Genomic DNA, 15,628 nt, shown 5'->3' on the forward strand with positions numbered 1-15,628 from the left:
ATCAAAATCACCTAATCATGAAAAAAATTGCTTTAGCGGCTACTGCCTTTCTTTTTGCACTTGGTGCAAATGCCCAATCTAAGGGTAACATTGAATTTGGAGTTAACACGGGGGTAAACTTCAGCACAATTTCAAGCGGCGAATACTGGGGTAGCGCAGATACCAGTACCGGTTTTAACGTTGCTGCATCTCTTGATTTTTATTTTTCAGACCGCTGGAGTATAAAAGTTAAGCCTACTTATGACCGTAAGGGGTGGGATGGCGATTATGTAACGGTAGACGGAAATGATTATCCTACTGATTATAATGTTGATTATTTAACGGTGCCCGTAATGGCCAACTGGCATTTTGGTAGTAAAAGAAACTGGTACCTTAACTTTGGCCCGTATGCCGGTTTTCTTCTTTCTGCAAAAGATACAAGGTTTGATACAGATGTAAAAAATGCCCTTAACAGTACCGATATTGGCCTTGCATTTGGCATAGGTGTAAAAATACCGGTTAGCGATAAAATAAAGATTTTCTTTGAATATGAAGGCCAGTCTGGTTTTTCAGATGCTTTTAAAGACAATTATACAGGTAATGTATATACATCAAGAAACTCGCTTAACGTAGGCCTAAATTTCCTGCTGAAATAGCAAAACCAACTATTGTTTATGAGGGAGGCATTAGCTTCCCTTTTTCATTTATAGAAAAATGGCATTATTTTAGATATATGTTTATTACCAAAAAAACTCATTAACTATGAAAAAAACAATACAAGTGTTGCTGGTTACATTACTGTTCTCGGCAGCGGCAAGTGCACAGGGCAGGGGCAACATAGAATTTGGCCTTAATACCGGCTATAACGCATCTTATGTAGATACTTACGATCAATATTTAGAATACCGTAGCGGTTACAACTTTGGGGCATCGCTTGATTTTTATTTTTCGCAGGAATGGAGCCTTAAAGTAAAAGGGATTTATGATAAAAAAGGCTGGAACAATGATATTATTGATATTGACGGCGATTATTATGATACCAACATTAATTTAACCTATATAACAGTACCGGTAATGGCCAGCTGGCATTTTGGCAATAAATATAATTGGTACATGAACTTTGGGCCATACATAGGTTTTTTAATGGATGCTGAAGATACACGCTTTAATAATGACATTAAACACAATTTTGAGGAGACAGATTTTGGGCTTGCAGTTGGCTTTGGTGTAAAAATACCGGTTAGTAATTATGTAAGGTTAAGCCTTGAGTATGATATGCAGGCAGGAGTTACAGATGTACTGGTTAATGACTATAGCCAGGACCTGAGCAACTACCGTCATTCATTTAATGTTGGGTTTAATTTTCTGCTGAAGTAACCGTAAATAATATTTGAAAAAGAGAATTACTTAGAGGCTTAGGCCTCTTTTTTTATGACCGTGTTTGGAGTATATACCCCTGGTAACGTTGACCCAGAGAGAAATATTTCTCGGCAACAAACAGTAGTGCCACTGGAATAAAAATGTATTCAACCATATCGTTATTATATAGCAGGTAGGAGCTTAGCAGTAGTAATCGTGCATATTCAAGGTAGTAAATCCAGCGGCGCTGTTCTAAAAGGGCACCACAGTTTACCAGCGTGAGCAATATAAAGGTTAAGGTAAATACTTTATCAGCAATATCCTGATAGGCAAAGAAAAAAGTAAACCACATGAGCATCAGGGTGCACAGGGCTATTTGCAAAGCAAGGTAACCCTTAAAACGCAGCTGCCTTAGTTGGAGGCTTCGGCATTGCAAAAATTTCTTTTCAAGCTCCGGGCGTATGTCCTGGTCCATGTGCGCAGGGCTGCCAAAAACGGCTTTCCATTTGGCTTTAAAGCCGTTGGCACGCCGGTAGCTTTCGGCTATTTCAAAGTAGTAATGAAAATGCTGCCACAAAAAGCTGTAGCTTTTAAGCGGGTGGGTCAGCCCATACTTAGGGGCTTCTTCCTCAGCCTGGTATGTGCCGAACAGCTTATCCCAAAACACAAACATATCACCGTAATTTTTATCAAGGTATTTCTCATCGCTGGCGTGGTGTACCCCGTGTAACGATGGTGTTATGAATACATACTCCAGCCACTTTATGCGCCCTACAACCTGTGTATGTGTAAAGAATGAATAGGCTCCGTGCACCAACAGCATGGTAATAACCATAGTGGGGTGGAAGCCTGCCAGTGGCAGCAGGCACCAAAAAGCTGTACGTATAACAGCCTGTATAGTGGTTATGCGCGCAGCTGCTGTAAAATTAAACTCCTCGCTATGGTGGTGTACTATGTGTGCCGCCCAGAAAATATTTACCTCATGGCCCAGGCGGTGGTACCAGTACCATACAAAATCGGTTGCAAGGATAAGTGCTATCCATACCATCCAGTTTGCGGGGATATCCCAAATGGCGTAATTATCATATACATAATAGTATAGCTGGTAGAAGCTGGCAGCTACAAACAGGTTGAGTAAACGCTCTGCAATGCCAATGCTTATGTTAGAAACAGAGCTTTCGTATTTAAAGAGCTCAGGCCTTTTTTTACGCTGTGCGGCTTTATATTCCAGCCATACAAACAAAAAGAATGCGGGCATGGCAAAGGCGAGATAGTTTAGTTTTTCCATAACGATGAATTAGCTACGGACAAAAATATAAATACTCTACTAATTTAGTAGAGTATTGGTGTTAAAATTTTTCAACTGATGTAGTTGATAAGTGGAAATTATTGATGGATAGTAATAACTATAAAAGTATTATTGTCGCTAGGTTCTTTTATTAGCAAATACTCAGATAGAATATCTACGAATTGATTCGATGTTTTACTTTTTAGAGATATATCTCTTAAATCTCTTTTAGAAACATTTTCATGAACTCCGTCTGTGGTTAATATTATTCTATCCCCGTATTCCAAATCAAATGTAAAATTATCGATTCTTGGAAATTCATCACGAATTCCTAAAGCACTTTCAATAATATTACGTCTAGGATAACTTAATGAATCCTCAAATGATATCAATCCCTCTTTCAGTAATCTTGCGATTTCTGTATGGTCATTCGTTAACTGTTTAATGCCATTACCTCGTAATATACATACACGGGTATCACCTGTGTGGGCACCAATTATTATTTTATTTTTGATTATTACGCCAGTAAAAGTCGTTGCCATACCATAATTTTCATCAACAGCTTGATTTAATATATGAGAATTTATTTCTGACAAAAGATTGTGTAGTTTATCTTCATCTGCGTTTTTATCGATATTATTTATGAAATATTGTGTGCTCAATCGTGATGCAATACTTCCTCCTAATTGACCACCTACACCATCGGCAATACACGCAACTAAGTTTTCACCGAGCAAGCGATAAGCATAGCTGTCTTGATTATCAGCTCTCTTACCAATGTTTGTATAATATGCTATATCGAACTTCATTTTTTCTTACACAGTTTGCCTATGGCATTATTAATTTTCTTATGAAAATCTTTTCTATTGACATTTATAGAATATTCAATATGTGATATTTTATAACATATTTCTTTTCCTTCACTCATCATTTCTAAGCTAAGTCTTTCTGCTAATTCTTCATCGTTAGTGGTAGCCCATTTGTAAAACAATTTCTCTACATAAAATCTATTATGAGATGCCCCCATATACAATAAAGCGATAATGCATTGTGGCTTTGTATTTAAGGAACAATATTCAGTCAAAAGATCTAATCGTTTCCCTATAGCATCACAAAAACTAAAAAGAAAATTCCCTTCTCTAACCCATTCCGAGAATAACAATCCATATGAATCGGCTAAGCCTAAATCGAGTTTTATTAATTCACTAATTCTTTTATAATTAATTATTTTGAAAAGTGTATCAACGTCTTCAGATGAACTTTTATCGGTACTTAGGAAATTAATTACTGCTTCCCAATCATCGAAATCAAGATAATTTTCAGATTCTACTAGTCCAACTAATTTTTTACCTTCTTCACTCTTAATTTCAATGTCTGATTATAAAATTGAGAGAAGGGCTTCTCTTACGAATTCTATTGATTTAAACCTTCTACTAGATTTTTTATAAGTACAACTTGCAATGATTTTTCCTATAGCTCCATCTTCGTTTATCTGTTGACAAGGTATCCTATTAGATTTGCCATAATAATCATGAATCAGACAGCCTAAAGAAAAAATATCAGATTGAATTGAGGCCCTTGATAGGCTAGCAACAATCTCAGGAGCAGTATAATAATCGCTTCCTTTAATCATAGAAACTGGCGTAAGTTCTGTTATATTTGTTTGATCTATGGAAAGTAAACCAAAGTCACCAATAGCATAATAAAAATCTTCGTTTTGATCTTTAAACCTTAAAATGTTTCCAGGTTTTAAATCACGATGGTAATAACTTTTTTTGTGCATCTCCTCCAAACCTGACATGACATCAAGTAACATCAAGTTGATTTCCTCTTTATCCGATAGATTGATTTTTTTTAAGGCATTTTCAGCTAAAGGCATTATATAATAAGGATTCTCGCAGTCTAAATCCTTGAATAAAATAGGAACTATATTTTTATGATTGAAAGATTCTTGGTATGTAGCTTCTCTTCTAAATCTTTGCAAGGCATTTTCTTTTAGACTTTCATCATGAGGAATATTCATAGTGAATGTTTTCCGTGCATATAAATTTCCATCTTCACACTTAACTTTATCTACATTTCCAAAACCACCATTATCAATGTTTTTTATTATTTTGACAACTTTCATAAAATAAAAGGTTTAAAAAACAATCAGGTTAATATCAGTGTCATCCATTCCAAACCATTCGGCAATACTGCGGTTTGTTAAGCGGCCATGGTAAAAATAAATACCATGCTTAAGTCCCGGATTACAACGTATTGAGGGTTCTATACCTCCATCTTCTGCCATTTGCAATAAGAATGGGCTAATAATGTTACTTATTGATAATGATGCCGTTTTGCTGTATCGCGAAGGTATATTAGGCACACAATAATGTGTAACATTATGCTTAACAAACGTGGGTTTTTCGTGGGTTGTAACTTCGCTGGTTTCAAAACATCCGCCGGTGTCAATAGAAACATCTATAATAACTGCACCTTTTTTCATGCGCTCTACCATAGTTTCGGTTACAATAACGGGGCTACGGTCTTTGCCGCGCATGGCACCAATGGCCACATCACAACGCATTAAGGCTTTTTGTAGTGCCTTTTCCTGAATGGTGCTGGTAAAAATACGCTGGTTAAGGTTGTTTTGAAGCCTGCGTAGTTTATTGATAGAATTGTCAAATACCTTTACGCTGGCACCAAGGCCTATGGCTGTTTTGGCAGCAAATTCGGCAGCGGTACCGGCGCCCAGTATTACCACTTCGGTAGGCGGCACGCCCGTTATGTTACCCAGCAGCAGGCCTTTGCCCAGCTTTTGGCTTATCATAAGTTCGGCTGCAATAAGTACCGATGCTGTACCGGCAATCTCACTCAGTGATTTTACGGCAGGGTAGGAACCATCAGGGTCTTTTATAAACTCGAAGGCAAGCCCCGTGATTTTTTTTGTTTGCAGTGCATCAAAAAACTCTTTGCGCTGCGTTTTTAATTGTAATGCCGATATAAGCAGCGAGCCCATATTCATCATTTCAATCTCGGCCGTTGTGGGCGGCTCTACCTTTAGTATGATAGGGCAGCTGAATACCTTTTTAGGGTCATGCGTAATTTCGGCACCGGCATCGCTATATTCTTTATCGGTATAGCTGGCGGTAAGCCCGGCACCGGCTTCCATAAGCACGCGGTGCCCGTGGGCAACAAGTGAACTAACGGCATCGGGTGTAAGGCAAATGCGGCGCTCCTGGTAACTGGTTTCTTTGGGCAGCCCTATAAACAGTTCGCTGCGTTGCCGCGCTACTTCAAGTGTCTCTTCCTGCGGCAATAGCTGCTGTTTTGTAAAAGGTGTAATTGGCATGACTGGTGTAATATCGTTACAATGTACAAAAAAATAGCGGTTGGTGTACGTTAATTCACAGTTAGTTGGCGCCTGCCGTCAGGCAGCTCTTTAAGGCTGACAGCGGTGTGGTCTAACGGAATAAGGTTTGGGGTTTTCTCGGGCCATTCTATAAGGCACAGGTTGCCGCTGTAAAAATATTCGTCTATACCCATATCATAGGCTTCCTCCTCGCTATTAAGGCGGTACAGGTCAAAATGGTACAGCGTTTTGCCGTCTTCGGTTTCATATTCGTTAACCAATGAAAACGTGGGGCTACCGGTCATATCTTTAACACCAAGGCGGCGGGCAAGTGCTTTTATGAATGTAGTTTTACCCGCACCCATGCTGCCGTGAAACAATATGATGTTTTTTATATTGGCGTCCAGCAGCTTTTGTGCCGCGCCGTCTATTTCCTCAAGGGAAAAAGTGATTTCCATTTACGTACTGTGTAGTTTAAATTCCAAATAACAAATCCCAAATAACAAAAGGGAAATTCCAAACTTCAAATTCCAAATCTCAAACATAACGTCGAATAATCTATTTCGGATTAAAAACAAGGAACGGTATAATCATTTCCTCAAGCGATATACCACCGTGCTGGTAGGTGTTGCGGTAGTAGCTTACATAGTGGTTGTAGTTATTTACATAGGCAAGGAACAGGTCGTTCTTGGCAAATATAAACGAGCTGCTCATGTTTATGGCAGGCAGCTGTATGGCTTTAGGGTCTTTAACGTGATATACGTCCCGGTCTTCATAGGTAAGGCTGCGGCCTGTTTTATAACGCAGGTTGAGGCTGGTATTGCGGTCGCCAATAACCTTGCTTGGGTTTTTAACGTTTATGGTGCCGTGATCTGTAGTAATAATCAGGCGGAAGCCCATTTGTTGTGCCTGCTGTATGATTTCCAACAGTGGTGAGTTACGGAACCAGCTTAGCGTAAGTGACCTGTAAGCCTTATCATTACTGGCCAGTTCTTTAACCACATCCATTTCGGTTTTGGCGTGGCTTAGCATGTCTACAAAGTTATACACTACCGTGGTAAGGTCGTTATCTTTAAGGGTCTTAAAGTTGTCTACCAGTTTTTTACCGTCTTTAAAGTTGGTGATTTTATAATATTCCTGTTTAAGGCTGCTCATGCCCAGGCGTTTTAGCTGTTCGGTTAGAAATTCGCCTTCAAACAGGTTTTTACCACCTTCATCTACATCATTCTTCCAGTATTGCGGGTATTTCTTTTCCATTTCCAAAGGTGTAAGGCCACTGAAAATAGCATTACGGGCATACTGTGTAGCCGTAGGCAGGATTGAGAAATAAGAGGTTTCCTTTTCCAGCTTGTAGTGGTTGTTTACTACGGGTTCAAATGCTTTCCACTGGTCATAACGCAGGTTGTCTATCACTACAAAAAGTATGGGCTGTTTCTTTTTAATTTCAGGCGAAACAAGCTCTCGGAACAGGTTGTGGCTCAGTACCGGCTTATCGGCCTTAGGGTCAAACCAGTCTTCGTAGTTTTTCTCTATGAATTTGCCAAACTGTGAGTTGGCCTCAAGCTTCTGGCTTTCAAGAATTTCAACCATGCTCTGGTCTTCAATATTCTCAAGCTCCATTTCCCAGAAAACCAGCCTTTTGTACATATCAACCCAGTCTTCATAGGTGCGCACCATGCCCATATCCATAGATATCTTGCGGAATTCCTTTTGGTAATCCAGCGTGGTTTTGCTCGACACCAGGCGCGAGTTATCAAGGTTTTTCTTTAGTGAAAGCAGTATCTGGTTAGGGTTTACGGGCTTAATGAGGTAATCGGCAATTTTAGAGCCAATAGCCTCTTCCATTATATATTCTTCCTCACTTTTGGTAATCATGATTACAGGTACCGATGATTTCTTTTCCTTAATTTCGGCAAGCACTTCAAGCCCGCTTAAGCCGGGCATATTTTCATCAAGGAAAACAATGTCAAAGTTTTGTTTATCAAATAGTTCAAGCGCATCCTGGCCGTTATTTGCAGTGGTAACGGTATAATTCTTTTTTTCAAGGAAAAGAATATGGGGCTTCAGCATGTCTATTTCATCATCTACCCAAAGTATATTTATCTCATTCATGTTTATGAGGGAAATTTCGTTCGTAAATTAATACGCAAGTTATGTTTATTTAACGATTTTTGTATTAATTATTTTATAAAAAAGAAAACAAAGACTCAAGTTTAATGTATAACTATACTACACCCGTAGAGGCTATAATTTCGTTGGAAAAAGCATATGTAAATAAGGACCTTGACGGGGTTTTAAATGCCAAGGATTTTGTTGCCGAAGCAAGGCTTATAATTGCACAGAGGAGTGATGATGACTATAATGATGAAGATACTGTTTTAGAAGTGGCACAACTGCTTAAACTTGCATTGATAAAAAGTATTGAAGATAACGGATTCCCGGATTTTACAGGAGTTAACAGGGATTATTCTGATGTGTATCATGTAACAGGCAACCTGTATACCGTTATTGAAGAGATATTTTATAACGACGGAACTTTTTTTGTAAATAAAATATTCCTGACGGTAACAGACGGTGTGTGGAAGGTAGCCATGATTGAAGAGTAATTACTCTTTGCAATGTTCTTTTATAAGTTCTTCTACTTCGGTGCCATACGTTTTTGTAAAGCCTAATTCGAGCGCTTTTTGCAGGTCGGCACAGGCTTCTTTTTGCTTTTTGGCGGCAATGTATACCAGTGCACGGTTTTTATAAGCAAATGCATTTTTAGGGTCGATTTCCAGTGATGCATTAATATCTTTTAGCGCTGCTTTATTGTCGCCCAGTTTATATTTTGCAAACCCACGGTTGTTTAACGGAGGGGCTTTTTGTTTGCCACCTGTTAGTACTTTGTTGCCGCTTTGCAGGTCATAATTGTCGGTATTATGTTTTTCTATCAGGTCAATATTTTTGTTATATGCCTCAATAGCCTTTTCATACTGCCCGTTTTGTGTATACTGAAACCCAAGGTTGTTATATCCGGCTGTAAAATCAGGATATTTAGCAACCAGATTTTCGAGCCTGGCTATTGCTTCCTTATGCTTTTTTAGCTGGCCTAAAATTCTGGCAGAGCTTAAAAGGCTTCCTATTTCTATGCCTGATTCAGGGTTATTAGCCAATAGCCTTTCATAATCTGCCAGTGCTGCTTCAAGGTTGCCCAAATTCCATTTGCCTTCAGCCATAAAGTAATAGGCTTTATTTTTTTCTTCAGCGTTATTTCCTGCAAGCTCTAATGCCTTTTCGGCATCTGTTATGGTGTATTGGTCATACCCATTTAAATTGAAAAAAGAAGCCCTCTGGTTGTAATATTTAGCTTCTTTTGGGGCCACCATAACCGCTTTGTCATAATCAGCTTTTGCCTCTTTAATGCGCCCCATTTGGTTATAAAGCGATGCCCTTGTGGCATATACTTCGGGGTTGCGGGGTTCAAGCCGCAATGCCTGCTCATAAAAAGCAAGCGCCGAAAGTGTGTCTTTCTGCTCCAGTTTTTCTTTGGCAAAGTCCATACGCTGGTGTGCGTTTTGGGCATTTAGAAGGACAGGGACAATAAGTATGGCAAGTAGCAGCAGTTTTTTCATAGTTATTGAATAACTAATGTGTTTAGTTCTGTAATATTGGTTGAATTAAAAAAGCGCCCTGTTATAAGGCGCTGTATTTTTAAATTAAGATTACCTGTCCCAAAGGCCACCTACTTCATTTTTAAGGTAGGCAATAGCAATGCTACTTGGGCTTTGCTTGTCAAAAAGGTCGGTTAAAATAACCTCACGCAACTTGTTGGCCGAATCAATATTAGGGCTCATGTTTGTCTTGCGGATGGTTTGTATTGTGGCGTTTTTAGCCGTGGTTATAATATCCCAGCACTGGGCAGATATGTAAATCTGTTGTGTGAGGTTATGCTCATATTCCTGTTCAATCTGTGCAATTACATATTCTTCATAATCATGCTTGTTGCTTGACTGCGGTGTAATGCGAATAAGCAGCTGTGCGGGGCTAATGCGTTCTAAAAACAATACCAGCCTTTCATAAGCCTGTAGCCTTAGCGGCATAGAGTGGCGCATGGCCTCAGCGTGTATTTTGTAGCGGCGGCGGCCTTCTTCGTTTTTAAGATACGTCTGAAAAAAATAATAGGCTACACCACCGGTAATGGCGGCAGGCAGCACATAAAAGAACAGTTCAAAAAGTTTGTCGCTATTCATATAGTAGTGTAAAGGGTTAGCGTAATAGTAACGGTGTTTGCCGCCAGATAATTGTTAAGTAGCGAAAATAGCGAAATATTTTGTTATTATGCAAAGGTTGGCTAAGAAGGGGCAAAGTTTGATAAAGAAATTAATAAACTACTGTTTACACCTATAGGGGAGTAGCAATTGATATAATCAGGGATAAAAAAATCCCGCTCAAAATACTTATTTTTGCGGTTATGAAAGAGGATATCCTTAAATATATAAGCCAGTTAAATGACGCCCAGCAGGCACCCACCCTGCAAAAAGACGGGCCTATGATTGTTATTGCAGGTGCAGGTTCGGGCAAAACCCGTGTGTTAACCATGCGCATTGCCTACCTTATGAGCCAGGGGGTAGACTCATTTAACATCCTTGCGCTTACATTTACCAATAAGGCCGCACGTGAAATGAAACACCGTATTGCCAGTATTGTGGGTAATAGTGAGGCCAAAAACCTGTGGATGGGTACCTTTCACTCAATCTTTGCCAAAATACTGCGTTTTGAGGCCGATAAGCTGGGTTTCCCCAGCAACTTTACCATTTATGATACCCAGGACAGCGTGCGCCTTATTTCTTCTATTATTAAAGAAATGCAGCTGGATAAGGATATTTACAAGCCCAAGCAGGTTTTGGGGCGCATATCATCTTACAAGAACAGCCTTATAACCGTTAAGGCATACTATAACAACCCGGAGCTACAGGAAGCCGATGCCATGAGCAAAAAGCCGCGTATGGGCGAAATATATGAGCAGTATGTATTGCGTTGCTTTAAAGCGGGCGCAATGGATTTTGACGACCTGCTGCTGCGTACCAACGAGCTTTTAAATATGTACCCGGAGGTGCTGGCCAAATACCAGGACCGTTTCCGTTATATACTGGTAGATGAGTACCAGGATACCAACCACAGCCAGTACCTTATTGTAAGGGCCTTGTCTGACAAGTTCCAGAATATATGTGTGGTGGGCGATGATGCCCAGAGTATATATGCATTCCGCGGGGCAAACATTAACAACATCCTTAACTTTCAGAAGGATTATGATAATGTACAAATGTACCGCCTTGAGCAAAATTACCGCTCAACCAAAAACATTGTAGAGGCGGCGAACTCTATTATTGATAAAAACAAGGTAAAGCTTGATAAGGTGGTTTGGACAGCTAATGATGACGGCCCTCGTATTAAAGTGCACCGCAGCCTTACCGATGCTGAGGAAGGCCGTTTTGTAGCCAGTACCATTTTTGAAGAGAAGATGCAAAAACAGCTGGGCAACAACAAATTTGCCATTCTGTACCGCACCAATGCCCAAAGCCGTGCCATGGAAGATGCCCTGCGCAAGCGCGATATTCCGTACCGTATTTATGGCGGGTTGTCGTTTTACCAGCGCAAGGAAATTAAAGACGTGCTGGCTTACCTGCGCATGGTTATAAACCCGAAAGACGAGGAGGCGCTGGTGCGTATTATCAATTTCCCGGCAAGGGGTATAGGCGATACTACTATCGAAAAAATTACCGTGGCGGCAAACCATTACGGCCGTTCTATGTTTGAGGTTATGGAAAACCTTGACCGTATAGACCTGAAGCTGAACAGCGGCACCAAGAACAAACTGCAGGACTTTGTAACCATGATTAAATCATTCCAGGTTATAAACGAATCGCAGGATGCCTTTTACCTGGCCGACCATATTACCAAGAAAACCGGCCTTATTCAGGAACTGAAAAAAGATGCCACACCGGAAGGTATCGCCCGTATAGAAAACATTGAGGAACTACTGAATGGTATCCGCGATTTTATTGAAGGCCAGCGTGAAGTAGACGGTGCGCGTGGTGCGCTTTCGGAATTTCTTGAAGATGTGGCATTGGCAACCGACCTTGATAAAGATACCGGCGATGACGACCGTGTAGCGCTTATGACCATTCACCTGGCAAAAGGGCTTGAATTTCCGTATGTGTTTATTGTGGGTATGGAAGAAGACCTTTTCCCCAGCGCCATGAGTATGAATACCCGTAGCGAACTTGAGGAGGAGCGCCGCCTGTTTTATGTAGCCCTAACGCGTGCTGAGCACCAGGCTTACCTTACCTATGCGCAAAGCCGCTACCGCTGGGGTAAATTGGTAGACAGCGAGCCAAGCCGCTTTATAGAAGAGATTACAGAGTCGTTTATAGAATACCTTACACCTACAGAGACCAACTACCGCTACAAGCCAATGATTAATACCGATATCTTTGGCGATGTAGACAAATCTAAACTACGCCAAACCAAGCCTGTTGCAGGTACACCACCCAAGTGGGTTACCGATAACGAGCCTAAACACGATATGCCCATACGCCGCCTTAAACCTATGGCAGGTGGTGGGCCTGCGCCAAGCAGTACGGCTGCAATGCCAGACAGTAAGCTACAGCCGGGCAATGTAGTTATGCACGAGCGCTTTGGAAAGGGCAAAGTTTTAAATATTGAAGGAGCAGGCCCTGACCGTAAAGCTGAGATTCACTTTGAGGTAGGGGGGATTAAGAAATTGCTGCTCAGGTTTGCCAAGCTTGATGTGATAGGGTAACGTTTATCAGGTTGGTTTAAGTGATTTATACTTTTTATTTATTGCTACCGTTAAAATTAAGGCTTAGAAGCTGTTACTAAACACACAACATGAAAAAAATATTCTTAATTATAGTATCGTTTGTTGCCTTTTCGGCTAATGCACAGGAGTTTAGCACTGCTACCGATGCACTTAAATTTCTGACAGATAATTTTAAAGTGTCGACTTATGTAAAAGAGGGCGCTACCTGGAAAGACCCGGTAGAATTGGTTTTTGACATCAATGAGATAAACATTTTTCAATATCGTGGTATAATCGCTGAAAAAAGCTATACCACGCAATACAATAAGGCTGAGGCTGATAAACTGGTGCCTGATGCTACTGTTAATGGTATTTTGTTTCTTACATGGACTGAAGTTTCAAGCATTGACCTGCAAAATAAAAATGGAGACTACTGGGTGGTAATCAACGGAACGGTTTATAATGATAAGTCAGAACCAATAGCAGAAAGCCGTACGTTTTATATAGCTGATAAGGCCAAAGCCCAGCAAATAAAAACAGCTTTAGAATACTGCCTGCTTGAATATGGTGGGTAGTTAAACTGCATTTTTTGCTATATACGGTAAACATCCCTATTTCACACCGTGAAAATAAATTTTAGTGCCTGTTTTTAGTTAGCGTATTAAACTAAAATGTGATTTATATTCGAATTGTGAACCGTTGTATATAAAAATTATACTGAACCAATAGTCTCCGGCAGGCATATTGTTACCATCCCAGGCTTTCTTATCCCAATTGCTGCTTTTGGGGTATAACTCTTTTAGCAGCTTACCGTACCTGTCAAATATGTAGACAGTACAATTTGCAAACGCATCAAAATCATCTATATACCAAAAGTCGTTAACACCATCATTATTTGGGGTAAAAAACTTGCGGTAAAAAATTACAGGGATGTTTTCTATAACAGTCAGGCCGCACCCGCTGCCCGGTGTAACGTCTTTTACATACACATTGTATACTCCAGCTGTAAGGCCGCTAAATACGGTGGTGTCCTGCCAGGGGCCCTGCGGGCTTACGCTGTAGGCATACTGGCCATAACCGTTAACAAGCACTTCAACAGTGCCATTCTCATCAAAAGGAGTGGCTGTAAACCCATTGCCTATTGGCACTGCCGGCCCCGATGTAATAACCTCATAAGCGGCAGATGGTTGAGAAATACAATCAGGCGCCTGTTGCAAAGTGGCTGCTGCCGTGTAGCTTCCAGGCTCATTAGCAGTGTATGTATGCCATGTAGCGCCCGGTATTAAAATACCATCTTTGTACCAATTGTATATAATGTTGTTGTTTTGTGTGCCGGCAACAAGATCAACAGTGTTTAACGCCTGGCCGGTATTATAATCTACACACAACACATTAGTACCTGCAACGGTAATTTGTGGCTGTAGCAGCTGCTCGTTCTGTAAAGAGAAAACGGCTGTAGCATAGCAGTTTGTATGGCCGGTATTTTCAATCCTTATCCATATTTGCTGGCTGCTAAGCGTTGTGGTATATGCATTGGGTGCTGCAATATAAAACTCGCTGTTTGTATTGCCTGCTGTGGCAGCTGTTTCGGTTGTATAGTAGGTAACAGCATATACATTTGTATCCTGGTTGCCAAAAGCTTCTTCACCCGGCAGGGTTAAATCAAACGTTCCGCACGAGTAAAGTATTGGTGTATTGATGGGAAAAATTACGGGTGCGGCATACACTGCATAAGAAATAAGGAGGGTTACCGTGCCACACAGCCCCTGCATAGTTAGGTTTATAGCAACCTGCCCGTTGTTATTTGTAAAGGCAGCAACAATATCGTCAACAGATTGCGCTATGGTAACACCGGGGTATTGTAAAGCAATGTAATTAATAATGGTTTGTACCTGGGGTGTTGGGTCTTCGGCATCGCAAAAGCTTACTGTGTGGTTATCCAGATAATCCTGTACGGGTTGTGTATCAAGGTTTATTTGTGCAGCCTGTTGTATACTCAATATGCCCGTTGCCCTGCAATCTGGCGAAGAGAGGTAGTAAAACTCAACAACAATCTCATCTGTATCGTTTACTGAAAAATCAAGGGTAACCGGCTGGCCTAAATTCTGTAAGACGCCATTGTATTTAATTTCATAGCCAAAGTAGATTGAAGTAGCGCCAAACGATTGCTGCACTATTTCTTCAGTAACGGTAAAGGTGTTTTCGCAATTGGAGGTATAATTATTATCGGGCAGTACGTCTACATCAGGTTTTCTGACAGTAATTACGTGCATACTGAAGTTATGTGACCAGCAGGATTCTCCCTGAACCCTGAACTGGAAGCTTATGGGGCCGCTGTTTAAAATACTGAAACCGCCAATCATGTTTATTTCCAGCGTAAGGTTACTGCCGTTTACTAAAAATTGCTGCAAATGGCTCTTAATTTCCTGTTGGGACAGGTTGTATACCTGGTTTGGCTCCAGGCACGGGGTGTACAAAGGGGTAGGGGGCGTAACAAAATTGGGTATGTATTGCCCCAGGTTAAAAAACAGGCTTACGGTTTTATCAGGATACCCGGGTTCTGATGCCACAACGGTTATAGTACCTGATTCCAGCCCCTGCATTATGGTTATCATATTGCCAATAAGCTGAAAATAATTGGCCCCGGTTATAAGGGTATCGCCATTGTAAAATGCAAGTGTGGCATAGGGGGCATTTATGCGCATCATGTCTATAAACCCAATCATCTGGTTTATGTTTATAGACATACAGTCGTTAAGGTAAGCGTCTTCAATCTGTATTTCGTTTACAGGCTGTGTATAGGCCGCCGGTTTTGCTGCCATCGTTGGATTAAATGCATAACCTGTTGCTATAAAGGCAGTAA

At 40.7% G+C, this 15,628-nt stretch carries 14 protein-coding genes; 5 read left to right on the forward strand and 9 right to left on the reverse strand.

Translation table 11 applies throughout. The features are described 5' to 3' along the window. Positions 1 to 17: 17 nt before the first annotated feature. On the forward strand, positions 18 to 635 hold the full coding sequence (locus AM279_RS02930) for a porin family protein (RefSeq protein ID WP_054406168.1): 618 nt from the start codon (positions 18 to 20) through the stop codon (positions 633 to 635). Between the two features lie 106 nt (positions 636 to 741). Further along, a complete protein-coding gene (locus AM279_RS02935) occupies positions 742 to 1,356 on the forward strand; it encodes a porin family protein (protein WP_054406169.1) in 615 nt (204 codons plus the stop codon). A gap of 52 nt (positions 1,357 to 1,408) precedes the next feature. Here AM279_RS02935 and AM279_RS02940 read toward each other — a convergent pair whose 3' ends face one another. The 6 genes from AM279_RS02940 to porX form a co-directional block, all read right to left on the reverse strand. Continuing rightward, positions 1,409 to 2,626, reverse strand: coding sequence for a sterol desaturase family protein (locus AM279_RS02940; protein WP_054406170.1), 1,218 nt, complete (start codon positions 2,624 to 2,626; stop codon positions 1,409 to 1,411). A 98-nt stretch (positions 2,627 to 2,724) separates the two neighbouring features. Next, positions 2,725 to 3,435, reverse strand: a complete 711-nt coding sequence (locus tag AM279_RS02945) for a PP2C family protein-serine/threonine phosphatase (RefSeq protein WP_054406171.1) — start codon at positions 3,433 to 3,435, stop codon at positions 2,725 to 2,727. Between the two features lie 569 nt (positions 3,436 to 4,004). Further along, on the reverse strand, positions 4,005 to 4,754 hold the full coding sequence (locus AM279_RS02955; protein ID WP_054406173.1) for a protein kinase domain-containing protein: 750 nt from the start codon (positions 4,752 to 4,754) through the stop codon (positions 4,005 to 4,007). Between the two features lie 12 nt (positions 4,755 to 4,766). Beyond that, on the reverse strand, positions 4,767 to 5,960 hold the full coding sequence (locus AM279_RS02960) for an alanine dehydrogenase (protein WP_054406174.1): 1,194 nt from the start codon (positions 5,958 to 5,960) through the stop codon (positions 4,767 to 4,769). Positions 5,961 to 6,010: 50 nt separating this feature from the next. Continuing rightward, positions 6,011 to 6,418, reverse strand: a complete 408-nt coding sequence (gene tsaE, locus AM279_RS02965; protein ID WP_054406175.1) for a tRNA (adenosine(37)-N6)-threonylcarbamoyltransferase complex ATPase subunit type 1 TsaE — start codon at positions 6,416 to 6,418, stop codon at positions 6,011 to 6,013. Positions 6,419 to 6,518: 100 nt separating this feature from the next. Beyond that, positions 6,519 to 8,072, reverse strand: a complete 1,554-nt coding sequence (gene porX, locus AM279_RS02970; protein WP_054406176.1) for a T9SS response regulator signal transducer PorX — start codon at positions 8,070 to 8,072, stop codon at positions 6,519 to 6,521. 104 nt (positions 8,073 to 8,176) lie between these two features. Here porX and AM279_RS02975 point away from each other — a divergent pair, with 104 nt between their 5' ends. Next, a complete protein-coding gene (locus AM279_RS02975) occupies positions 8,177 to 8,566 on the forward strand; it encodes a hypothetical protein (protein ID WP_054406177.1) in 390 nt (129 codons plus the stop codon). On the opposite strand, the gene AM279_RS02980 is transcribed toward AM279_RS02975, so the two are convergent. Together AM279_RS02980 and AM279_RS02985 are read right to left on the reverse strand one after the other, a co-directional pair. Next, a complete protein-coding gene (locus AM279_RS02980) occupies positions 8,567 to 9,574 on the reverse strand; it encodes a tetratricopeptide repeat protein (RefSeq protein ID WP_054406178.1) in 1,008 nt (335 codons plus the stop codon). A 90-nt stretch (positions 9,575 to 9,664) separates the two neighbouring features. Further along, positions 9,665 to 10,192 (reverse strand): DUF7935 family protein, encoded by a 528-nt coding sequence (locus AM279_RS02985; RefSeq protein WP_054406179.1) that lies wholly within the window; start codon positions 10,190 to 10,192, stop codon positions 9,665 to 9,667. Between the two features lie 233 nt (positions 10,193 to 10,425). Here AM279_RS02985 and AM279_RS02990 point away from each other — a divergent pair, with 233 nt between their 5' ends. Both AM279_RS02990 and AM279_RS02995 read left to right on the forward strand, forming a co-directional pair. Continuing rightward, positions 10,426 to 12,765: an ATP-dependent helicase gene (locus AM279_RS02990; protein WP_054410083.1), complete on the forward strand. Its 2,340-nt coding sequence runs from the start codon at positions 10,426 to 10,428 to the stop codon at positions 12,763 to 12,765. Positions 12,766 to 12,854: 89 nt separating this feature from the next. After that, positions 12,855 to 13,340, forward strand: coding sequence for a cytochrome b5-like heme/steroid binding domain-containing protein (locus AM279_RS02995; protein WP_054406180.1), 486 nt, complete (start codon positions 12,855 to 12,857; stop codon positions 13,338 to 13,340). 78 nt (positions 13,341 to 13,418) lie between these two features. Here AM279_RS02995 and AM279_RS03000 read toward each other — a convergent pair whose 3' ends face one another. Further along, complete coding sequence (locus AM279_RS03000) at positions 13,419 to 15,587, reverse strand: T9SS type B sorting domain-containing protein (protein ID WP_160316420.1); 2,169 nt, start codon at positions 15,585 to 15,587, stop codon at positions 13,419 to 13,421. Between the last annotated feature and the right edge of the window lie 41 nt (positions 15,588 to 15,628).

Origin of the sequence: Flavobacterium akiainvivens (genome assembly GCF_001278115.1) — a bacterium.
Lineage (GTDB): Bacteria > Bacteroidota > Bacteroidia > Flavobacteriales > Flavobacteriaceae > Flavobacterium > Flavobacterium akiainvivens.

Bases quoted from the DNA above. Each gene is read 5' to 3' on its own strand.
- AM279_RS02940 (WP_054406170.1), bottom strand. From the start codon at position 2,626: ATGGAAAAACTAAACTATCTCGCCTTTGCCATGCCCGCATTCTTTTTG.
- AM279_RS02930 (WP_054406168.1), top strand. From the start codon at position 18: ATGAAAAAAATTGCTTTAGCGGCTACTGCCTTTCTTTTTGCACTTGGT.
- tsaE (WP_054406175.1), bottom strand. From the start codon at position 6,418: ATGGAAATCACTTTTTCCCTTGAGGAAATAGACGGCGCGGCACAAAAG.
- AM279_RS02945 (WP_054406171.1), bottom strand. From the start codon at position 3,435: ATGAAGTTCGATATAGCATATTATACAAACATTGGTAAGAGAGCTGAT.
- AM279_RS02995 (WP_054406180.1), top strand. From the start codon at position 12,855: ATGAAAAAAATATTCTTAATTATAGTATCGTTTGTTGCCTTTTCGGCT.
- AM279_RS02935 (WP_054406169.1), top strand. From the start codon at position 742: ATGAAAAAAACAATACAAGTGTTGCTGGTTACATTACTGTTCTCGGCA.
- AM279_RS03000 (WP_160316420.1), bottom strand. From the start codon at position 15,587: ATGGCAGCAAAACCGGCGGCCTATACACAGCCTGTAAACGAAATACAG.
- porX (WP_054406176.1), bottom strand. From the start codon at position 8,072: ATGAATGAGATAAATATACTTTGGGTAGATGATGAAATAGACATGCTG.
- AM279_RS02980 (WP_054406178.1), bottom strand. From the start codon at position 9,574: ATGAAAAAACTGCTGCTACTTGCCATACTTATTGTCCCTGTCCTTCTA.
- AM279_RS02955 (WP_054406173.1), bottom strand. From the start codon at position 4,754: ATGAAAGTTGTCAAAATAATAAAAAACATTGATAATGGTGGTTTTGGA.
- AM279_RS02960 (WP_054406174.1), bottom strand. From the start codon at position 5,960: ATGCCAATTACACCTTTTACAAAACAGCAGCTATTGCCGCAGGAAGAG.
- AM279_RS02975 (WP_054406177.1), top strand. From the start codon at position 8,177: ATGTATAACTATACTACACCCGTAGAGGCTATAATTTCGTTGGAAAAA.
- AM279_RS02985 (WP_054406179.1), bottom strand. From the start codon at position 10,192: ATGAATAGCGACAAACTTTTTGAACTGTTCTTTTATGTGCTGCCTGCC.